This is a genomic window from Pseudomonas sp. P65(2024) (assembly GCF_057480955.1).
The window spans coordinates 121,982-142,876 of the sequence record NZ_JBLIYX010000011.1; the positions used below are offsets into that span (position 1 = coordinate 121,982).

At 66.3% G+C, this 20,895-nt stretch carries 19 protein-coding genes; 7 read left to right on the top strand and 12 right to left on the bottom strand.

Annotated elements, in window-relative coordinates; genetic code table 11:
- Positions 1-102: 102 nt before the first annotated feature.
- A complete protein-coding gene (locus AC25MA_RS16410) occupies positions 103-864 on the top strand; it encodes a YdcF family protein (protein WP_062361959.1) in 762 nt (253 codons plus the stop codon).
- Positions 865-1,009: 145 nt separating this feature from the next.
- On the opposite strand, the gene lnt is transcribed toward AC25MA_RS16410, so the two are convergent.
- The 8 genes from lnt to AC25MA_RS16450 form a co-directional block, all read right to left on the bottom strand.
- The gene (gene lnt, locus AC25MA_RS16415; protein WP_088851644.1) at positions 1,010-2,527 is read right to left on the bottom strand and encodes an apolipoprotein N-acyltransferase; all 1,518 of its coding nucleotides are present in this window, start codon (positions 2,525-2,527) and stop codon (positions 1,010-1,012) included.
- 8 nt (positions 2,528-2,535) lie between these two features.
- A complete protein-coding gene (locus AC25MA_RS16420) occupies positions 2,536-3,375 on the bottom strand; it encodes a CorC family transporter (RefSeq protein ID WP_028690402.1) in 840 nt (279 codons plus the stop codon).
- A 26-nt stretch (positions 3,376-3,401) separates the two neighbouring features.
- On the bottom strand, positions 3,402-3,875 hold the full coding sequence (ybeY, locus tag AC25MA_RS16425) for an rRNA maturation RNase YbeY (RefSeq protein WP_028690403.1): 474 nt from the start codon (positions 3,873-3,875) through the stop codon (positions 3,402-3,404).
- Positions 3,868-4,866, bottom strand: coding sequence for a PhoH family protein (locus AC25MA_RS16430; RefSeq protein WP_028690404.1), 999 nt, complete (start codon positions 4,864-4,866; stop codon positions 3,868-3,870). Before AC25MA_RS16430 ends, ybeY begins: the two co-directional genes overlap by 8 nt.
- Positions 4,867-5,045: 179 nt before the next feature.
- A complete protein-coding gene (locus AC25MA_RS16435) occupies positions 5,046-5,591 on the bottom strand; it encodes a tetratricopeptide repeat protein (RefSeq protein WP_050707046.1) in 546 nt (181 codons plus the stop codon).
- A gap of 197 nt (positions 5,592-5,788) precedes the next feature.
- Positions 5,789-7,072: a glutamate-1-semialdehyde 2,1-aminomutase gene (gene hemL, locus AC25MA_RS16440; RefSeq protein WP_028690406.1), complete on the bottom strand. Its 1,284-nt coding sequence runs from the start codon at positions 7,070-7,072 to the stop codon at positions 5,789-5,791.
- Positions 7,073-7,089: 17 nt separating this feature from the next.
- Positions 7,090-7,713 carry a thiamine phosphate synthase gene (thiE, locus tag AC25MA_RS16445; protein WP_028690407.1) on the bottom strand — a complete coding sequence of 208 codons (624 nt, stop codon included), beginning with the start codon at positions 7,711-7,713 and terminating at the stop codon, positions 7,090-7,092.
- A 14-nt stretch (positions 7,714-7,727) separates the two neighbouring features.
- Positions 7,728-8,525 carry a hydroxymethylpyrimidine/phosphomethylpyrimidine kinase gene (locus tag AC25MA_RS16450; RefSeq protein ID WP_182323807.1) on the bottom strand — a complete coding sequence of 266 codons (798 nt, stop codon included), beginning with the start codon at positions 8,523-8,525 and terminating at the stop codon, positions 7,728-7,730.
- A gap of 265 nt (positions 8,526-8,790) precedes the next feature.
- Here AC25MA_RS16450 and AC25MA_RS16455 point away from each other — a divergent pair, with 265 nt between their 5' ends.
- From AC25MA_RS16455 to AC25MA_RS16470, 4 genes are all read left to right on the top strand, one after another.
- Positions 8,791-10,782, top strand: coding sequence for a sensor histidine kinase (locus AC25MA_RS16455; protein WP_486972215.1), 1,992 nt, complete (start codon positions 8,791-8,793; stop codon positions 10,780-10,782).
- A 138-nt stretch (positions 10,783-10,920) separates the two neighbouring features.
- Positions 10,921-12,573: an acyl-CoA dehydrogenase family protein gene (locus AC25MA_RS16460; protein ID WP_028690410.1), complete on the top strand. Its 1,653-nt coding sequence runs from the start codon at positions 10,921-10,923 to the stop codon at positions 12,571-12,573.
- A gap of 77 nt (positions 12,574-12,650) precedes the next feature.
- On the top strand, positions 12,651-14,114 hold the full coding sequence (gene amn / locus AC25MA_RS16465; RefSeq protein WP_028690411.1) for an AMP nucleosidase: 1,464 nt from the start codon (positions 12,651-12,653) through the stop codon (positions 14,112-14,114).
- A gap of 6 nt (positions 14,115-14,120) precedes the next feature.
- The gene (locus AC25MA_RS16470; RefSeq protein ID WP_069016277.1) at positions 14,121-14,750 is read left to right on the top strand and encodes a pseudouridine synthase; all 630 of its coding nucleotides are present in this window, start codon (positions 14,121-14,123) and stop codon (positions 14,748-14,750) included.
- Positions 14,751-14,859: 109 nt separating this feature from the next.
- Here the strand turns inward: AC25MA_RS16470 and AC25MA_RS16475 are convergent, their stop codons facing one another.
- The gene (locus AC25MA_RS16475) at positions 14,860-15,063 is read right to left on the bottom strand and encodes a DUF2788 domain-containing protein (protein WP_028690413.1); all 204 of its coding nucleotides are present in this window, start codon (positions 15,061-15,063) and stop codon (positions 14,860-14,862) included.
- A gap of 52 nt (positions 15,064-15,115) precedes the next feature.
- Positions 15,116-15,592: an Lrp/AsnC family transcriptional regulator gene (locus AC25MA_RS16480; RefSeq protein ID WP_011535815.1), complete on the bottom strand. Its 477-nt coding sequence runs from the start codon at positions 15,590-15,592 to the stop codon at positions 15,116-15,118.
- 471 nt (positions 15,593-16,063) lie between these two features.
- Here AC25MA_RS16480 and AC25MA_RS16485 point away from each other — a divergent pair, with 471 nt between their 5' ends.
- Positions 16,064-16,900 carry a DUF6515 family protein gene (locus AC25MA_RS16485; RefSeq protein WP_186597029.1) on the top strand — a complete coding sequence of 279 codons (837 nt, stop codon included), beginning with the start codon at positions 16,064-16,066 and terminating at the stop codon, positions 16,898-16,900.
- A gap of 21 nt (positions 16,901-16,921) precedes the next feature.
- On the opposite strand, the gene AC25MA_RS16490 is transcribed toward AC25MA_RS16485, so the two are convergent.
- Together AC25MA_RS16490 and AC25MA_RS16495 are read right to left on the bottom strand one after the other, a co-directional pair.
- Positions 16,922-17,791 carry a cation diffusion facilitator family transporter gene (locus tag AC25MA_RS16490; RefSeq protein ID WP_028690415.1) on the bottom strand — a complete coding sequence of 290 codons (870 nt, stop codon included), beginning with the start codon at positions 17,789-17,791 and terminating at the stop codon, positions 16,922-16,924.
- A gap of 24 nt (positions 17,792-17,815) precedes the next feature.
- Positions 17,816-18,235 carry a hypothetical protein gene (locus tag AC25MA_RS16495; RefSeq protein ID WP_028690416.1) on the bottom strand — a complete coding sequence of 140 codons (420 nt, stop codon included), beginning with the start codon at positions 18,233-18,235 and terminating at the stop codon, positions 17,816-17,818.
- Positions 18,236-18,354: 119 nt separating this feature from the next.
- On the opposite strand from AC25MA_RS16495, the gene hrpB reads away from it, so the two are divergent.
- The gene (gene hrpB, locus AC25MA_RS16500; RefSeq protein WP_486972216.1) at positions 18,355-20,883 is read left to right on the top strand and encodes an ATP-dependent helicase HrpB; all 2,529 of its coding nucleotides are present in this window, start codon (positions 18,355-18,357) and stop codon (positions 20,881-20,883) included.
- The last annotated feature ends 12 nt before the right edge of the window (positions 20,884-20,895 follow it).

Consider the following 20,895-nt stretch of genomic DNA (forward strand, 5'->3'; position numbering starts at 1 on the left):
CGACGCGCCGGTTTTACGCAATGCATGCATCGATCGGCGCCGGTTGCCCTTGAGGCCCGGTGCCGATCCTCTTAGGCTGCACGCCTTCCATGGAGGTGTGTGATGCCGCTGCGCTTTTTCATCAAACAATGGCTGATGCCGCCCGGCATCCTGTTCCTGCTGTTGCTGGCTGCCTGGTGGTGGCGCCGTCGCCGTCCGCGTCTGGCGGCGGCCTGTTTTGCCCTGGGCTTGGGGGGCTTGTGGTTGATGAGCCTGCCGTTGACTGTCGAGCAGGTTGCCCGGGCCCTTGAAACAGAGCCAGCGTTGAGGGCCGATGAATGGTCGAGTCTGGCGACCAGGGCCGATGCCATCGTGATCCTGGGGGCCGGGCGCGAGCGCGGTGATCCAGCGTGGGAAGGCACCGACCAGCCGACCTACATCGCGCTGGAGCGCATGCGCTATGCCGCCCAGCTGGCCAAGGCCTCGGGGTTGCCGGTGCTGACCAGCGGTGGCTTGCACTATGGCACGCCGCCCAGTGAAGCTCAGCTGATGGCTGACCGGCTGCTGGCCGACTTTGCTGTGAAGGTCACCTGGAAGGAGGAGGCTAGCCGCACCACTTGGGAAAACGCCGAGTTCAGCGCCAAGGTGTTGCAGCCACTGGGCATCAGGCGCGTGGTGGTGGTGACCCAGGCCTGGCACATGCAGCGTTCGCGCTGGAGCTTCGAGCGGGCCGGGTTCGAGGTGGTGTCGGCGCCGGTGGGCTTCCTCGGGCGCGATCATGCGCGACCGTTCGCCGGGTTGCTGCCGGAAAGCCGGGCCATGTGGCAGAGCGGGCAGTTGCTGAACGAGGCGGTGGGGTTGCTGGGGTATCGGTTGTTCTACTGATGTCCAGCGTACACACCCTCTGAGCGGCCTTGTGTCGCGAAAGGGCCGCAAGGCGGCCCCAGGATCTCATTGTCGACGCAAAGACCGCTGGGGCTGCTTCGCAGCCCTTTCGCGACACAAGGCCGCTCCTACAGGGGGGTGTCGATCAGACTGTCTTGGCAATCCGCCCGGCCAGCAGCGCCCAACCCAGCAATAGCACGCAGACGATCGCCAGCGGCCACGAGCGCCATTGCAGGTAGGGCGTCAGCTGTTGCATCGGCACCACTTCGCCGTACAGCACGCCCCGCTGGAACTGCGGGATTTGCGCGGTGATCCTGCCGAACGGGTCGATCAGTGCCGTCACGCCGTTGTTGGTGGCGCGGATCATCCAGCGACCGGCCTCCAAGGCACGCATCTGGGCCATCTGTAGGTGCTGCAGCGGGCCGATCGATGTACCGAACCAAGTGTCGTTGCTGATGGTCAGCAACAGGTCGCTGCGTGCGGCAAGGCTGGCGGCGAACTCGGGATAGACCACTTCGTAGCAGATGTACGGGGCGACCTGGTAACCCTTGGCCTGCAGCAGGGGCTGGTCCTCGGGGCCGCGGGCGAAGTCCGACATCGGCAGGTTGAAGAACTCGATCAGGCCGCGCAGCATGTCCTGCAGTGGCACGTACTCACCGAACGGCACAAGTTTCTGCTTGAGGTAGGTGCCGTCGCCTTCGCCGGTCACGGTGACGCCGTTGAAGTAGCGGCGCTGATGGTGGACCATCTGCCGCACCGGTACCCCGGTGATCAGCGCCGAGTGCCGTTCGGCGGCAAAGCTGCCCATCATGTCGATGTAGCCCTGGGCCTGGTCCTTGAGCACCGGCACGGCGGTTTCCGGCCAGACCAGCAGGTCGACGGGTTTCGAGCTGAAGCTCATGTCGCGGTACAGCGCCAGTTGTGCATTGACGTGCGCCGGGTCCCATTTCAGGTCCTGCTCGACATTGCCCTGCAGGGCGGCGACCTTCAGCGGATCGCCCACCGGCTGGGTCCAGGCATGGTCCTTGAGGGCCAGGCCGAGGATCCACGGCGCCACCAGCAACACCGCGCCGACCGCCAGGAACGAACGGCGTTCACGCAGGCGGTACAGGTTGCACAGCAAGGCGGCGCTCAAGGCCAGGACGAAGGACACCAGCCAGACGCCGCCCAACGGGGCGAGGCCGGCGAGTGGACCGTCGAGCTGGCTGTAGCCAGCGTACAGCCAGGGAAAGCCGGTGAGGAACCAGCCACGGAAGGCCTCCTGCAGCAACCACAGGGCGGCGAAGCACAGGGCATCGGCCAGTGGCGCCTCGTCGCGGCGCAGCCAGCGCGCCCAGAGCCAGGCGGGCAAGGCGAAGAAGAACGCCAGGCAGGCGAAGAACGCCAGCAGCAGGGCGATCGCCAGCAGTGGCGAGGCGCCCCCGTAGGTGTTCATGCTGACGTAGATCCACCAGGTGCCGGCGCCGTAGAGGCCGAAGCCGAAGCACCAGCCACGGCCCAAGGCCTGGCGCGGCGTCAGTTCGCGCAGGCCGGCGTAGAACAGGGCGATGGAGAGGATGGCCAGCGGCCAGACGTCGAACGGTGCCAGGGCCAGCAGGGTGGAAGCGCCGGCCGCCATGGCCAGCAGGTTACCGGGCCAGCCGGGGCGGGTGATCCAGCGCATTTTCGTCCTTAACGGTTGATCGGGGTCAGGCGCAGCAGGTGTACCCGCCGGCTGTCTGCGTTGAGAATACGGAAGCGGTAGCCGCCGATCTCGGTGGTTTCATTGCGCTTGGGCAGATGGCCGAAAGCGCTCATCACCAAACCGCCGACGGTGTCGAACTCGTCATCGGAGAATTCGCTGTCGAAGAACCCGTTGAAGTTCTCGATCGGCGTCAGCGCCTTGACCAGGAAGTCGCCGCTGGGCAGCGGCTTGATGTAGCTGTCTTCCTCGACATCGTGCTCGTCCTCGATATCACCGACGATCTGCTCGAGCACGTCCTCGATGGTCACCAGGCCCGCCACGCCGCCGTACTCGTCGATGACGATGGCCATGTGGTTGTGGTTGGCGCGGAACTCGCGCAGCAGCACGTTCAGACGCTTGGACTCGGGCACGAAGGTGGCCGGGCGCAGCAGGTCCTTGATGTTGAAGCTGTCGCCGTTCTCCTTGAGGATCAGCGGCAGCAGGTCCTTGGCGAGCAGGATGCCGAGCACATCGTCATGGCTCTCGCCGATCACCGGGTAGCGCGAGTGCGCGGCGTCGATCACCGCCGGCAGGAACTCGCGCGGCGACTGGCTGGCCTTGATGCTGATCATCTGCGAGCGCGGCACCATGATGTCGCGCACCTGCAGGTCGGCGACCTGAATGGCGCCTTCGACGATGGTCAGCGCTTCGCTGTCGAGCAGCTTGTTCTGATGGGCTTCGCGCAGCAGCTCGAGGAGCTCCTGGCGGTTTTTCGGCTCATGGGCAAAAGCCTGGGTCAGTTTACCCAGCCAGGACTTCTGCCCGTTGCTCGATCGGTCTTCGCTCATGGCGGTTACTCGTGATCCTTGCAGTATCAGTGTGTGATTGTTTCGGTTTCGTCGTCGGCGTAAGGGTCCGGATGACCCAGTTCCGCCAGCAATTGCCGTTCCAACGCTTCCATTTCCTCGGCTTCATCCTCTTCGATGTGGTCGTAGCCGAGCAGGTGTAGGCAGCCGTGGATGACCAGGTGCGCCCAGTGCGCCTCCAGGGACTTGCCCTGTTCGGCGGCCTCGCGCTCGACCACCGGCACGCAGATCACCAGGTCGCCCAGCAGCGGGATGTCGAGCAGCTCGTCGGGCACGTCGGCGGGGAAGGACAGCACGTTGGTTGCGTAGTCCTTGTGCCGATAGGTGTGGTTCAGCTCGCGGCCTTCGGCTTCGTCGACCAGGCGAATGGTCATTTCCGAGTCGGCGCTGCGCTGGCGCAGGGCAAGTTCGCACCAGCGGCGCAAGGCGGCGTCATCGGGGGTAGCGGCGTCCGTGGCCCGTTGCAGGTCGAGTTCAAGCATCTTTGCCGGGTGCCTCGGGCTTGGCCTGACGGGCGTCGAAGCGGTCGTAGGCTTCGACGATACGCTGCACCAACGGGTGGCGTACCACGTCCTTGGGCTGGAAATGGGTGAAGCTGATACCCGGGACGTCCTTGAGCACCTCGATCACATGGGCCAGACCCGACTTGGTGCCGCGGGGCAGGTCGACCTGGGTGATGTCGCCGGTGATCACCGCGGTCGAGCCGAAGCCGATGCGGGTGAGGAACATCTTCATCTGCTCGAGGGTAGTGTTCTGGCTCTCGTCGAGGATGATGAAGCTGTTGTTCAGGGTACGGCCGCGCATGTAGGCCAATGGCGCGATCTCGATCACCTGGCGCTCGATGAGCTTGGCCACGTGCTCGAAGCCGAGCATTTCGTAGAGCGCGTCGTAGAGAGGGCGCAGGTACGGGTCGATCTTCTGGGCGAGATCGCCGGGCAGGAAGCCGAGCTTTTCGCCGGCCTCGACCGCCGGGCGCACCAGCAGGATGCGGCGCACCTGTTCGCGCTCCAGCGCATCGACCGCGCAGGCCACGGCCAGGTAGGTCTTGCCGGTACCGGCCGGGCCAATGCCGAAGTTGATGTCGTTGGCCAGGATCTCTTTGACGTAGCGCTGCTGGTTGACGCCGCGCGGACGGATGTTGCCCTTGCGCGTGCGCAGCGAAACGCTGACTTCGTTGACCGCCGGGTTCTCGAGGGTCTCGACCGTCGACTCCTGGAGATAGAGATGGACCGTTTCCGGCGACAGGTCGGTGGCCTTGGCCTCGCGATAGAGGCGGCGCAGCAACTGTTCGGCGGCGAAGGTGGTCTTGGGTTCGCCAATCAGTTCGAATTGATTGCCGCGGTTGCGGATCTCGATGGCCAGGCGTTGTTCGATCAGGCGCAGGTGCTCGTCGAACTGGCCGCACAGGTTGGCGAAACGATGGGCCTCGAAGGGTTCGAGGATGAAACGATGGGGTTGTATGGGTGCGTTCAAGGTCGTTTTTAGCCGCTCGACGGCAATGAATGTGAACTCAAGAATAACCCTTGAGTGGCAGTGGCGAAAGCACTGAAACGATCAAGGGTCGGTGCGACGCTTCCGATCCGCGTGCCGATCATGGCAGGGCAAGTTGACGAAACGGTGATGCCGGTGGGCCGTGCAGGGGCCGGGGCGGCTCAGGGCAGGGGCGAGAAAGGCGTGCGACCTTCGGCGTTCTGCAGTTCCAGCAGGTATTTGCGGAAGATCTGGCCGAGCACCTGGGTGGCGTGCTCGAGCTCGTCGCGGGGCATCTGCTCGGTAACTTCGTCGGCCATGTCCAGGGCGTCTTCGGCGCCGTTGACCGCGGCGATCTTGAGCAGGATGTAGGCCTGCACGTTATTGGCCTTGACCCCTTCGCCATGGAAGAACATCGAGCCCAGGCGGTACTGGGCCTGGCCCTGGCCCTGCAGCGAGGCCTTTTCGAACCACTTGAGCGCCTTGTCGAGATGGCGCGGCGTGCCGCTGTAGTAGAACTCGCCCAGCTCGTACTGCGCTTCGGCATCCCCGGATTCCGCCGTCTGCTCGCAGGCCTTCAGGGCGTTCTGCAGGTCTTCGGGTGCGGTATCGAGCGTGCAGCGGCCCGTCGTTGGAATCAGCAACGAGTTTCCGCCCTCCGCCAAGGCCAGCAGAGGCTGAAGAAGCAACAGGCAGCCCAGGGTCAGGGCGCGGCCGGTGCGGTTCATGGGGATCGACTTACCTCTGCAAAGCTACGGCCAATGTCTCTGGTGGCACATTATGGGATAAGCAGCGCCTACCTTACAAAGTTTTACTCAGATTTCTACTGGGTTGGGGGAGCCAACTGATTGCGCATGGGGATTTATTGATGGTATTGACCTTTGCGGGAGCGGCAAGGCAGCTCCCACAAAGGGGGGGCAGCTATTTACTTCAGGGCAGCGAAGGCCTTTTCGGCGGCGTCCAGGGTGATCTGCAGTTCCTTGTCGCCATGGGCGATGGAGGTGAAGCCCGCCTCGAAGGCGCTTGGCGCCAGGTACACGCCGCCGTCGAGCATCAGGTGGAAGAAACGCTTGAAACGCTCGGCATCGCTGGCCATCACGTCGTCGAAGGTGACGATGTCGTCGGCACCGCTGAAGTACAGGCCGAACATGGCGCCCGCCTGGGTGGTGACGAATGGGATGCCGGCGGCATCGGCGCGTTGTTGCAGGCCATCGAGCATGCGGCTGGTGAAGGCGCTCAGCTCGTCATGGAAGCCCGGGCGGCTGATCAGCTTCAGGGTGGTCAGGCCCGCGGCCATCGCCAGCGGGTTGCCCGACAGGGTGCCGGCCTGGTAGACCGGACCCAGCGGGGCGATGCAACCCATGATTTCACGCTTGCCGCCGAAGCAGCCGACCGGCATGCCGCCGCCGACGATCTTGCCGAAGGTCGACAGGTCCGGGGTGATGCCGTAGTGGCCCTGGGCGCCACCCAGCGACACACGGAAGCCGGTCATCACTTCATCGAAGATCAGTACCACGCCATGCTGGTCGCACAGCGTACGCAGGCCTTCGAGGAAGCCCGGCGCCGGGGGGACGCAGTTCATGTTGCCGGCCACGGGCTCGACGATGATGCAGGCGACGCTCTGGCCGACGTCGGCCAGGGTCTTCTCGACGGCGGCGATGTCGTTGAACGGCAGGGTCAGGGTGTGCTTGGCGAAGTCCGCCGGCACCCCGGCCGAGCTTGGCACGCCTTGGGTCAGCAGGCCGGAACCGGCCTTGACCAGCAGGCTGTCGGAGTGACCGTGGTAGCAGCCCTCGAACTTGATGATGGCGTCGCGGCCGGTGTAGCCACGGGCCAGGCGGATGGCGCTCATGGTCGCCTCGGTGCCGGAGCTGACCATGCGCACCATCTCCATCGACGGCACGATCGAGCAGACCAGGTCGGCCATCTCGGTTTCCATGGCGGTCGGCGCGCCGTAGGACAGGCCGTGCTCGAGTTGTCTGCGCACGGCATCCAGCACGTCGGGGTGGCCGTGGCCGAGAATCATCGGGCCCCAGGAACCGACATAGTCGACATAACGCTTGTCGTCCTCGTCGATGACGTAGGCGCCTTCGGCGTGCTTGAAGAACAACGGGGTGCCGCCGACGCTCTTGAAGGCGCGCACCGGCGAGTTGACGCCGCCGGGGATGTGTTTCTGGGCTTGGGCGAACAGGGCTTCGGAACGGGACATGGAGTCTTCTCTCGAAATCAGGAAACGAACAGGGCGTTGAAGGCGCGGGCGCGGCGGGTGACTTCCTGCGCGCTGTCGGCACCGAACAGGCCGTGGATCACCGCCAGCAGGTCGGCGCCATGGGCGACCAGCGGGGCGGCGTTGTCGAGGGTGATGCCGCCGATGACGGCGATCGGCAGCTTGACCTGGGCGCGGGCTTGTTCCAGCAGTTCGACGCTGGCGGCGGGCGCGCCCGGTTTGGTGACGGAATTGAAGAAGCGACCGAAGGCGACATAGCTGGCGCCTTCGCTGGCGGCCTGCTGCGCGAGGTCGAGGCTGGCGTGGCAGGTCGAGCCGATGATCGCCTGGCGGCCGAGCAGGGCGCGTGCCGGGGTGAGCGGGCCGTCGGTCTGGCCCAGGTGCACGCCGACGCCCAGGCGCGCGGCCAGTTCGGCGTCGTCGTTGATGATCAACTGGGTGCCGTAGCGTTCGCAAAGCTTGGTCAGCGCTTCAGCTTCGCGCAGGCGACGTCCGGCGTCTTCGCTCTTGTCGCGGTACTGCAGCAGGCAGACACCGCCTTCGAGTGCTGCCTCGACATGGCTCAGAAAACGGCCGGCGAGCAGCTGGCTGTCGGTGATGGCATACAGACCGCGGAGCGTCATCGGGTAGCCTCGAGTCAGGAACAGAAATCCAGGGGCAGGCGGCGCGGCACGTACTGGCCCTTGCCCAGTTGTTCGGCGTCGCGCAGGGTCCGCCAGGTGTAGTCCAGGGCGCTGCGCACGGCGCTGGTCAAATTTTCGCCCAGGGCCAGGCGGCCGGCCAGGGCGCTGGCCAGGGTGCAGCCCGAGCCGTGGTAGCTGCCAGGCAGGCGCTGGCAAGTCCAGGTGTACTGCTGGTCGTCGCGGCTATACAGGCGGTTGTGAATTTCCACTTCGTCGCCGTGACCGCCGGTGATCAGCAGGTGTCTACAGAACGGCAGCAGCTTTTCGGCGCATTCGTCCGCGGTGCCTTCAGGCAGTTCCGCCAGGATACGCGCCTCCGGCAGGTTCGGCGTGGCAATGGTGGCCAGCGGCAGCAGGCGTTCGCGCAGCGCGTAGCCGACCTCGTCCTTGCCCAGGCGACCGCCGCCGCCGGCGCGCAGCACCGGGTCGCAGACCAGTGGCAGGTGCGGATGGGCGCCGAGCAGTTCGGCGACGGTGTCGACCATCTCGATCGAGCCGAGCATGCCCAGCTTCACCGCGGCCACCGTGGAGTCGGCCAGCACGGCGTTGGCCTGGGCCAGGACCCACTCGCGGTCGAGCACGCGGAAGTCGGAAACGTTGACGGTATCCTGCACGGTCAGGGCGGTCACGGCGGGCGCGGCGTGACAGCCCTGGGCGATCAGGGCTTCGATATCTGCCTGCAGCCCGGCGCCACCACTGGGGTCGTGGCCGGAGAGACAGAGGACAACGGGGCGGGAGCTGTAGGTATTCATGGTCGGCGAGCTTATCACCAAACCTTTTTCTGCGGTTCGCTCGCGGCGAGAGAATTGCTGATCAAGTGGTCAGTTTGGCCTGGCTGTATATTCTGAAATATGCATTCTAGAGCCTCTGCATTCAAATTCTGGGTGGCTCATTGCCAGTGCTGGAGGCTATGCTAGAGTGCTCGGATAACTCGATAAATGGGTTCTGCTGGATCACGTCGTCTCAAAGGGATGGGAGGCAACCGCGACGCGACCGGACAGGCCATGCTGGGGCTGTATGCGCTATTTGCTGATTGTGCTTCTGGGCTGCTTGCCCGTGCTGGCCGGAGCGGTCGAATTCGACGACGCCACCGGACGCCTGCCGCTGGGTCGGTACATGCAGGTCTATGAAGACCACGATGGCAGCGCCAGCATCGCCCAGGTCAGTTCCGCGGCGTTCGCCGGGCGCTTCCAGGCGCATCAGGACGACGTGCTCAATGCGGGCTACTCCACGTCGGTGTTCTGGCTGCGGGTCGATCTTGCCTATGCCGCCGCCCCTTCGGCTGCGCCACGCCAGTGGCTGCTGGAACTCGCCTATCCGCCGCTGGATCACCTGGAACTCTACCTGCCGGATGCTCAGGGCACCTATCGCCTGGCCCGGCGCACCGGTGACGCGCTGCCCTATGCCAGCCGGGAGATTCGCCAGAACAACTACCTGTTCGAATTGCCGCTGCAGCCCGGCCAGGCGACCACCGCCTACCTGCGCCTGCACAGCCAGGGCTCGATCCAGGCGCCGCTGACTTTGTGGTCGGCCGAGGCCTACCTGGAGGACCAGCCCACACGCCTTTACGTGCTGGGCATGATTTACGGCGTGCTGCTGGTGATGCTGGTGTACAACCTGTTCATCTACCTCAGCGTGCGTGATGTCAGCTACCTGTACTACATCCTTTATATCGCTTCGTTCGGTCTCTACCAGGTGTCGGTCAACGGCGCTGGCATCGCCTATTTCTGGCCCGACAGCCCGTGGTGGGCCAACGCCGCCACTCCGTTGTTCATCGGTGCCGCCGGGCTGTTCGGCTGCCAGTTCGCCCGCCACTTCCTGCAACTTGGCAGCCTCAGCCGGGGCTTCGACCGCCTGCTCAAGGGGTTGATGGCCGGCGGCGCGCTGGTCATGGTGCTGGCAGTGAGCTTGCGCTACGGTGTGGCGCTGCGCATGGCCACGGTGTTGGCGCTGCTGTTCACCGTCGGTATCTTCAGCGCCGGGCTCTATGCCTGGTGGCGCGGTTTGCGCGTGGCGCGCTGGTTCATCATCGCCTGGACCGCCTTCCTCGTTGGCGGGTTGGTCAACACCCTGATGGTGTTGGGCTACCTGCCCAACGTGTTCATTACCATGTACGCCAGCCAGCTCGGCTCGGCACTGGAGGTAGCGCTGCTGTCGCTGGCCCTGGCCGACCGCATCAACAGCCTGCGCGAGCAGCAGGCACAGACCCTGCGCGAGACCGGGCGCACCCTGGAACAACTGAACCTGCAACTGGCGCGTAGCAACCGGCTCAAGGACGAGTTCCTGGCCACCGTGACCCATGAACTGCGCACGCCGATGAACGGCGTGATTGGATCGCTGGAGCTGCTGCATACCTTGCCCATGAGCGCCGAGCAGGCCCAGTACCATCGCACCGCCACAGGTTCCGCCCAGGACATGATGGCGATGGTCGAAGACATCCTGATCCTCACCGAACTGCAGGCCGGGCGCCTGCGCAACCAGGGCATGGCGTTCAGCCTGCGACGCCTGCTCCAGGAACTGCGCGCCGGCTATGCCAGCCAGGCGCTGGCCAAGGGCCTGTACCTGAGCCTGGACATCCCCGCCGACCTGCCCGACAGCCTGGTCGGCGATGCGCAGAAGCTCGCCCGCTGCCTCGCCTGCCTGGTGGATAACGGGCTGAAGTTCACCCATCAGGGCGGTGTCACCGTGCAGGCCCGTGGCCGGCGCACCGGGCCGGACAGCTTGGTCCTGAGCCTCACGGTCAGCGACAGCGGCATCGGCTTCGACGACCTGGACCAGGCGGTGCTGTACCAGCGCTTTTCGCAGGTGGACGGCTCGATGACCCGGAGTTACGGCGGGCTGGGCATCGGCCTGTCGATCTGCCGGCAACTGGGCGAGTTGATCGGTGCGCAGTTGTCCCATGAGTCGACGCCGGGGCTGGGCAGCCGCTTCGAGCTGACCCTGGCCCTCGCGGTGGCGCAGGTGCAGATACCGCCGACGCGTGCCGTTTCGGGGCTGGAGCGCTTCTGACGAGTCCGTTGGTTACAGGGACTGCGCAGGGTTTGAGGGCGCGAAGCGCCCCCATGTAGTCCGTTTTGTCACTTTGACTCGAGGGCCTGCGGTGCTTCACTGGGTTATCCAGGCATGACCGGATCCAGGAGGCCGCCGATGAACCTGCACCAGTTCGCTGAAACCCACGAAGTCACCAACCAGCCGCCGTCCCTGGACGGCGCCAACCTGTATCGCCTCGATCAGCCCCTGCAGGAGTGGTCGCGCCGGTTCGGCGCCGGCTGGGCCGAATCGCGGATCGACGCCTACGGCGCCCTGGCCGGTGGTCCGCTGATGGCTGCGGGTTTCCTGGCCAATGCCCACAAACCCGAGTTCAGCAGCCATGACCGCTATGGCCACCGTATCGACCTGGTGGAGTTTCATCCCGCCTATCATCAGCTGATGCGCACCGCCGTCGAGCACGGCCTGCCCTCGCTACCCTGGGCCGAGCCAAGGGACGGCGCCCATGTGGCGCGGGCCTCGATGACCTACCTGCACAGCCAGGCCGAAGCCGGTACCGGCTGTCCGCTGACCATGACCTTCGCCGCCGTGCCGGCCCTGCGCTTGCAACCCGAGCTTGCCGGCTACTGGCTGCCGAAAGTCCTGGCCCGTGAATACGACCCGCGCAACGTCGGCGACCGGCACAAGGCCGGTGTCACCATCGGCATGGCCATGACCGAGAAACAGGGCGGCACCGATGTTCGCGCCAACACCACCCGCGCCTACCCGGTGGGCACGCCCGGCCCGGGCCAGCCCTATGAGCTGGTGGGGCACAAGTGGTTCTGTTCGGCGCCCATGTGCGACGCCTTCCTCACCCTGGCCCAGACCGAAAAGGGCCTGAGCTGCTTCCTGCTGCCGCGCCACCGGCCCGACGACAACCGCAACCAGTTCTACATCCAGCGCCTGAAGAACAAGCTGGGCAACTGTTCCAACGCCTCCAGCGAGGTGGAGTTCCGCGGTGCCCTGGCCTGGATGATCGGCGAGGAGGGGCGCGGCGTGCCGACCATCATCGAGATGGTGGCCATGACCCGCTTCGACTGCATGGTCGGCTCCAGCGCCCTGATGCGCCAGGCCCTGACCCAGGCCGCGCACCACTGCGCCCACCGTAAGGTCGGCGGGCGCGTGCTGGCCGAGCAGCCGCTGATGCAGAACGTGCTGGCCGACCTGGCCCTGGAGAGCGAGGCCGCCCTGGCCCTGAGCCTGCGCATGGGCCAGGCCCTGGACCGCCTCGACGACCCGCAGCAGGCGCACTTTGCCCGCCTGGTCACGGCCGTGGGCAAGTACTGGATCTGCAAGCGCGCCCCCGGGATGATCAACGAGGCCGCCGAGTGCCTGGGCGGCGCCGGCTATGTCGAGGACAGCATCCTGCCGCGGCTGTACCGCGAGGCGCCGGTCAACTCGACCTGGGAGGGCTCGGGCAACGTGCAGTGCCTGGACGTGCTGCGGGCCTTGTCGAAGGAGCCGGGCGTGCTCGAGGCGCTGTTCTGTGAGTTGGGAGACGGCCATGGCGATCCGCGGCTGGCGGCGTTCATCGGCAACCTCAAGGGTGCCTTCGCCGATACCGGTGATATCCAGTACCGCGCCCGGCAACTGACCGAGGACATCGCCGTGGCGCTGCAGGCCAAGCTGCTGCTCGAGGCGGGCAATGCCACGGTGAGCGATGCGTTCATCGGCAGTCGCCTGGGCGGCGGCGGGCGGGTGTATGGCGCGTTGCCACGCGGCGTGGACGCCGAGGCGCTGGTGGCCAGGGCCACGCCGGCGTGGGCCGGGTAACGCCCTCGTGGGGGTGTATTTGCCCGGCAACGCAGGCAAGATGGCTGTCATGCATCCCCTAAGACAGGAAGCCCAGTGTGAGCCAAGCGTTTGTAGTCGTTGATACCCCCGAACAGGCCGTCGACCGTCTGGCGGCCCTGCATGAACAGGCCACCGGGGCCTTGAGCCAGGCCCTCAAGCGCTACCTCAAGGACCGCACCGAGCCGGGCGACGAGGAGCGTGCGTTGTTCCGCTACCCGGCACTGCGCCTGACCTACTCCAGCCAGGGCGAAGTCGCCGCCACCACCCGCGCCTACGCCAAGGTCCAGGTGGACGGCACCTACAGCGTCACCGTCACCCAGCCCGCGGCGTTCCGTGGCTACCTGCTCGAGCAACTGCGCCCGCTGATGCACGACTACACCGTGACTGTGGAAGTCGGCGTCAGCGAGCAGAACATCCCTTACCCCTACGTGGTCGACCAGGGCGACGAACTGGCCGGCAGCGGTATCACCGCCGCGCAACTGGCGCGGGTGTTCCCCAGCACCGACCTGTCGGCGGCCACCGACAACATCGCCGATGGCCTGTACGACTGGGAAAGCGCCGAGACCCTGCCGCTGGCGCTGTTCGACGCCGCCCGCGTGGACTTCTCCCTGCGCCGCCTGGTGCACTACACCGGCAGCGACTGGCGGCACATGCAGCCGTGGATCCTGCTGACCAACTACCACCGCTACGTCGACCAGTTCATCGCCCATGGCCTTGAGCAGTTGCGCGAGGACCCACGCTTCGTGCGCATGGTCCTGCCGGGCAACGTGGTCATCGAGAAGGGCATGGACAACGGCGAGGCCCAGGCCCTGGTCGCCAGCGTGGTCTGGCACCGCTACCAGATGCCGGCCTACCACCTGATCGCCGCCGACGGCGATGGCGTGACCCTGGTCAACATCGGCGTCGGCCCGTCCAACGCCAAGAACATCACCGACCACCTGGCGGTGCTGCGCCCGCACTGCTGGCTGATGATCGGCCACTGCGGCGGCCTGCGCCAGTCGCAGACCATCGGCGACTACGTGCTGGCCCACGCCTACATGCGTCGCGACGGCATCCTCGACCGCGTGGTGCCGCCGAACATCCCGATTCCGGCCCTGGCCGAGGTGCAGCTGGCGTTGCAGGAGGCGGCCGCGCAGGTCACCGGCGAGCGTGGCGAGCAGCTCAAGAAGCGCCTGCGCACCGGCACCGTGCTCACCTATGACGACCGCAACTGGGAACTGCGCTGGGCCCAGGAACGTCCGTTGATCAACCTGTCCCGCGCCGTGGCGGTGGACATGGAAAGCGGCACCATCGCGGCCCAGGGCTACCGCCTGCGCGTGCCGTACGGCACCTTGCTGTGTGTCTCCGACAAGCCGCTGCACAGCGAGATCAAGCTGCCGGGGTCGGCCAACGCCTTCTACAACCGCGCGGTCAGCCAGCACCTGAAGATCGGCATCGCCGCCCTTGATCTGCTGCGTACCGAGCTCAACTCGCTGCACTCGCGTAAACTGCGCAGTTTCGATGAGCCGCCGTTCCGCTGAGGATCCATGTCCCTGCCACCCCGTAGCACACCGCGCCGCCCTGCGGCGCGGCCCACCGGCCCGCGTCGCCAGCCCAAGGCGCCGCCGGCCGAGCCGCGCTTGATCCTGTTCAACAAACCGTTCGATGTGCTCACCCAGTTCAGCGACGGCGAGGGGCGGGCCACGCTCAAGGACTTCATCGACATCCCCGGCATCTATCCGGCCGGGCGCCTGGACCGGGACAGCGAAGGCCTGCTGCTGCTGACCAACGACGGGCGCCTGCAGGCGCGCATCGCCGATCCGAAGCACAAGCTGGCCAAGACCTACTGGGTGCAGGTTGAGGGTGAGCCGAGCGAGGAGCAGCTAAAGCGCCTGCGTGATGGCGTCGAGCTCAACGACGGGCCCACGTTGCCGGCCCAGGCGCGTCTGCTCGAGGAGCCCGAGCTGTGGCCGCGCAATCCGCCGGTGCGTTTTCGCAAGAGTGTGCCGACCGCCTGGCTGGAGCTGGTGATCCGTGAAGGACGCAATCGCCAGGTGCGGCGGATGACGGCGGCGGTGGGATTGCCCACCTTGCGCCTGGTGCGAGTGCGGATTGGCGACTGGACGATCGAGGGGCTGGAGCAGGGCTGCTGGCGCGAAGTGCCAGCGAAGCTTTGAGCCGCACGCGTCCCCCGGCAGTTTCTGCCTTGATGCGGCAATCTGGGGCTGCTTTGCAGCCCTTTCGCGACACAAGGCCGCTCCTACAAGGAAGGGGGGCGTCAGGCCGCTACACCCCTTCGATAAACCCCACCACCACGCTCTTGATGATGAACGCCAGCACGCCAAGGCCCAGCACAAAGAACAGGATCAGCGTGCCAAAGCGCCCGGCCTTGGACTTCTTCGCCAGGTCCCAGACGATGAAGCCCATGAAACCGATCAGCACGGTGACCAGGACGATCATCATCCATTCTTCGAATACTGCGGGATCCATCGGTTCACTCCAGGCAGGTTGAGCCCCGATCATACGCTGCACGCGCGAGGATTCAACGCAGGTGGGTCAATGGCAGTTCGGTGCTGGCCAGCACCTGGTTGAGCACGAAGCTCGAGCGCACGCTGGTCACCCCTTCGATACGGGTCAGGCTGCCCAGCAGCAGCTTTTGGTAGTGGTCCATGTCCGGCACCACCACCTTGAGCTGGTAGTCGGCGTCCATCCCGGTGACCAGGCTGCACTCGAGTACCTGAGGCAGGCTGCGAATCGCCGCCTCGAAGGTCTCGAAGCGCTCGGGCGTGTGCCGGTCCATGCCGATCAGCACATAGGCGGTCAGGCTCAGGCCGAGCTTCTTGCGGTCCAGCAGGGCCACCTGGCGCGAGATGTAGCCGTCGTCCTCGAGCTGCTTGACCCGACGTGAGCACGGGGAAGGCGACAGGCCGATGCGTTCGGCCAGTTCCTGGTTGGAGATGCGCGCATCGCGCTGCAATTCGGCGAGGATGCTCAGGTCGTAGCGGTCGAGCTTGCTCATGGAAAAGGCCTTTTCTGTTCGGATTGCTGCGAATTATCGATCCTGAGTGAAAAATTGCGCAAGCGCTATTTATCAGAGCAATCTTCGCAATCCTCTGCCCCGGCGTCTGGCCTATCTTTATCACCAGAATCACTGCCCGGACATCAGTCCACGGCGACGCGCCCTAGGCGGGCGGTCGCGGCCAGCCATCCAACAGGATCCGCCAGGCCCCCGGGCTACGCACTGTCCAGAAGACGGCGCGAGGTGAGCCGGTGCCACAAGCGCCGAGCACGGACGACAATTCCCGAAGGGAGGCCGCAAGGCCTCCCTTTTTTATTGCGCCGCAGGCTACGCTTGCCAGGCCAGCGAGCAACCCATTCAGGCCTTTGAGCAATTGGCGCACCAGAATGTCGGCTAATTTAATCTGCCGGTCGCGTTCTGCGGAGTAGACTGCCGACGATAATGGCGGGTGTTTGCATCGAGAGGAACAACATGAGTTCGCGCATCTGGCGGTTGGCAGGTGTTGGTTTGCTGGGCCTGGGCATCAGCCTGGGCGCCCTGGCCGAAGGGCCTGGAGAAGGGCATGACGGTCATGGTGGCCAGCAGGAGCAGGGCGGTGGCGAACGGCGTGGCTCGCCGCTCAATTCGCGTGACGAAGTGCGTCAGACGCAACCGCCACGCCAGGGCTATTACCAGGACATTCCCCGTCGCTACGGCGATAACCGTCACTGGGAAGCGGGCGGTCCGGGTCAGCGCCCCGGTGGCGACTGGTCAGGTCGGCCCGATGGTCATGGCAATGGCTGGGGGCCAGGGCCGCAGTACCATCCCGGGCATACCGTCGACCGCTTCCCGGATCGCTATTGGAAGGTGCCGTACCGCGGACAGGACTACTTCTACTCCGGCGGCTACTGGTACCGCCCCCATGGCGGCGGCTACGTGGTGGTCACACCGCCCTACGGCGTGCGGGTCGGCTACCTGCCGCCCTACGCCCGTGAAGTGTGGCTGAGCGGTGCGCTGTTCTTCCTGGTGGCCGACACCTACTACCAGTACCTGGCCGACAGCCGCGAGTACGTGGTGGTCAACCCGCCCGCTGTGGCGCCTGCGCCAATACCGCAGCAGGGCGGCGGCTACGATGTGATCGCCTATCCGATGTATGGCCAGGGGCCGGAGCAGCAGGAGCAGGACCGCTATCAATGCCATCGCTGGGCGGTGAGCCAGTCGGAATTCGATCCGGCGACCGCCACCTATGCGCCGCCGGCCAATGTGGCGGACAACTATCGACGGGCCTTGGGGGCGTGCCTGAGCGGGCGTGGCTACAGCATCAATTGATGGCGCTTTTGCGATAACCGGCTACACCGGGTCGGCGTGGACCATCACATCGGCCCGTGGATAGCGCTGGCGAATGACCTGCGAGGCCTGCACGCACAGTTCATGAGCGGCATGCAGCGGCATGTCGCCGGGCAGCTCCAGATGCAGTTGCACGAACCACTGGCTGCCGGAGACCCGTGTGCGCAGGTCATGCACCCCCCTTACCCCGGGGATCGCCAGCACCACTTCGAGCATGCGCTCGCCGATATCGGCGGGCAGTTCCTTGTCCATCAGGATCGCCGTGCTCTCGCGGGCGATCTGCAGCGCGCTCCACAGGATGTACAGGGCGATCCCCAGGCCGAACAGGGCGTCGAGCTGAGGCCAGCCGTAGCGGGCCAGGAGCAGCGCCAACAGGATGCTGGCATTGAGCAGCAGGTCGGAGCGGTAGTGCAGCGAGTCCGCGCGCACGGCGGTGGAGCCGGTCAGGCGGATGACCTTGCGCTGGAGCGCCAGCAGCGCCACGGTCAGCGCCAGGGAAAGCAACATCACCGCGATGCCGACCGCGGTATCGCCCAGGGGCTCCGGCGACTTCAGCCGCTCCACCGCCTGCGCCCCGATCAGCACCGCGCTGACCCCGATGAACAGCGCCTGGGCCATGCCGGCCAGGGCTTCGGCCTTACCATGGCCGAAACGGTGGTCGTCATCGGCCGGGCGCAGCGCGTAATGCACCGCCAGCAGGTTGAGGAAGGAGGCGGCGGCATCCAGCGCCGAGTCGGTCAGCCCGGCCAGCAGGCTGACCGAGCCGCTCAGCCACCAGGCCACGGCCTTGCTCAGCACCAGGATACAGGCGACGCTCAGCGAGGCGCGGGTGGCCAGGCGCAGCAGGCGTTGGTGTTCGGCGGTGGCGGTCATGCGCAGGGGATCATCCGGATCAGGTCAGGCCGCGGGTACCAGGCCGTAGCTGGCCAGTTGCTCGACACTGCCGCGGTGCTGGATCAGCCGCGGGTCGTTCAGCGGCAGGCGCTGGCCCAGTTCGCTCTCCAGGATAGCCTGCAGCTTGGTCCTGTCGACCTGCCCGTCGGCATTGATCGCCGGCTTGAGCTTGGCCGGGTCGATCTGCGCGCTCTTGCCGCCAGGGTAGTAGATGGCGCCGGTGGCAAAATCGATGCCGAAGGCGATCAGGCCGGGAATCACGTAGAACAGGATACCGATGGCGTCCATGGCCGCGACCACGGGGTCGATCTTGCCTTCGATCTGGCCGCGACGGTCAGGGTAGAACAGGGTGCCGCAGGCCGTCAGCTGGGTCAGCAAGGTGGCGATCAGGGCGCCACCGATGACGCGGGAAGGGATGCGCATGTGAATCTCCGGAAGATAACGACAAACAAGGGCGCGGCAATCGTGCACGCCTGAGGTTAAGACCATGATAGGGCAGCCTCGGTTCGCCGTTATACTCGGTCGATTGTTCGAGGACCACCATGATTTCATTACCGATCGATGCCGTACTGTCCGACCTGCGCCAGGCCCTGGCCCAACGTGACGAAGCGGTGCTCGAGGCGCCTCCCGGCGCCGGCAAGACCACCCGCGTGCCCCTGGCCCTGCTTGATGAGCCCTGGCTGCGAGGACAGAGCATCCTCATGCTCGAGCCCCGGCGCCTGGCCGCCCGTGCCGCTGCCGAGCGCCTGGCCAGCGAATTGGGCGAGAAGGTCGGCGAAACCGTGGGCTACCGCATCCGCCTGGACAGCAAGGTCGGCCCGAACACGCGCATCGAAGTGGTCACCGAGGGCATCCTCACCCGCCGCCTGCAGGCGGATCCTGCGCTGGAGGGGGTGGGGCTGCTGATCTTCGACGAGTTCCACGAACGCAGCCTGGATGCCGACCTGGCCCTGGCCCTGAGCCTCAACGGCCGGGCGCTGCTGCGCGACGAGCCGCCGCTGAAGATCCTGTTGATGTCGGCGACCCTGGAGGGCGAGCGACTCTCGCGCCTGCTCGACGAGGCGCCAATCATCAGCAGCCAGGGACGCATGCATCCGGTGGAGATCCGCTGGAGCCGGCCCTGGCAGCCTGGCGAGTTCGTCGAGCCGCGGGTGGTCGACTGCGTGCTCCAGGCCTTGGCCGACGAGTCCGGCAGCCTGCTGGTGTTCCTCCCCGGGCAGGCCGAGATCCGCCGCGTGCACCAGGCCCTGCAGGAGGCCGTGGGCGAGCGCCCGGACATGCTGCTCTGCCCGTTGCACGGCGAGCTTGAGCTGAGCGCCCAGCGCGCCGCCATCGAGCCGGCGCCCAAGGGCCAACGCAAGGTGGTGCTGGCCACCAATATCGCGGAAACCAGCCTGACCATCGACGGTGTGCGCGTGGTGATCGACGCAGGTCTGGCGCGGGTGCCGCGCTTCGATCCCGGCAGCGGCATGACCCGCCTGGACACCCAGCGCATTTCCCGCGCCAGTGCCACCCAGCGTGCCGGGCGTGCCGGTCGCCTCGAGCCCGGCGTGTGCTATCGACTGTGGTCCGAGGCGCAGCACGATCAGTTGGCGGCCCATGGCAGCGCCGAGATCCTCCAGGCCGACTTGGCCGGGCTGGCCCTGCAGCTGGCGCGCTGGGGTGTGCCACCGGAGCAGCTCAGCTGGCTCGACCAGCCACCGGCCGCTGCTTACGGCCAGGCCCAGGACCTGCTGGCCCGGCTCGGTGCCTTCAAGCTCGGGTGCCGCGACAACCTGAGCACCCATGGCCAGGCCATGGCCGAGCTGCCTGCGCATCCGCGCATCGCCCATCTGCTGCTGCGCGGCCAGGACCTCGGATTGGCCGACATGGCCTGCGATGTCGCCGCGCTGCTGGGCGAGCGCGACATCCTGCGCGGCGGCGGTGCCGACCTGCACAACCGGCTGGCGCTGCTCAGCGGTGAAAGCCGCGCCTCCCGTGGCGGGCAGGGCGGCGTGCAGCGCGCCCGGCAACTGGCTCGGCAGTACCGCGGCCAGTTGCGTGGCAAACCGCGCAGCCCGGTCGCCGACCCCGACCATCCCCGCTGGCTGGGCGCCGTGCTGGCGCTGGCCTACCCCGACCGGGTGGCGCAGCAGCGTCGCGAAGGCGGCGCCGAGTACCGCCTGGCCAATGGCCGGGCGGCGTTGTTCGCCGAAGCCGATGCGCTGATGAAAAGCCCGTGGTTGGTGATTGCCGACCTGGGCAGCCGCCAGGGACAGCGTGAGGAACGCATCTACCTGGCCGCCGAATTCGATCCGGCGCTGTTCGACGGTGTGCTGGCCGAGCAGGTGGAGCAACTCGACCTGCTCGACTGGGACGAACGTGAACAGGTGCTGCGCGCCGAGCGCCAGCGCAAGGTCGGTGAGCTGGTGCTCAGCCGTGAACCGTTGCCGGGGCTGGATGACGACGCACGGGCCAGGGCATTGCTGGGGTTGGTGCGGCGCAAGGGCCTGAACCTGCTGACCTGGACCCCGGAACTGCGCCAGTGGCAGGCCCGCGTCGCGCTGCTGCGTCAGCTGGATCTGGAAAAGGACGGTCGCAGCGAGTGGCCCGATCTGGGCGACGAAGCCTTGCTCGCCAGCCTGGAAGACTGGTTGCAACCTTATCTGGGCAAGGTGTCGCGGCTGAGCCACTTCGCCAACCTGGACCTGCCCTCGATGCTGCGCAACCTGCTGCCCTGGCCGCTGCCCCAGCGTCTGGACGAGATGGCGCCATCGCACCTGGCCGTGCCCTCGGGCTCCAGCATTCGCCTGGATTACAGCGAGCAGCCACCGATCCTTGCCGTGCGCCTGCAGGAGCTGTTCGGCCTGGCCGACACCCCGCGCATTGCCAATGGCCGCCAGCAGGTCAAACTGCACCTGCTGTCACCGGCGCGCCGGCCGGTGCAGGTGACCCAGGACCTGGCCAACTTCTGGCGGACCACCTATGCCGAAGTGAAGAAGGACCTGAAAGGGCGCTATCCCAAGCACTACTGGCCGGACGATCCGCTGGTGGCGGAAGCCACGGCCAGGGCCAAGCCAAGGAAAGCCTGACGCTTGGTGAAT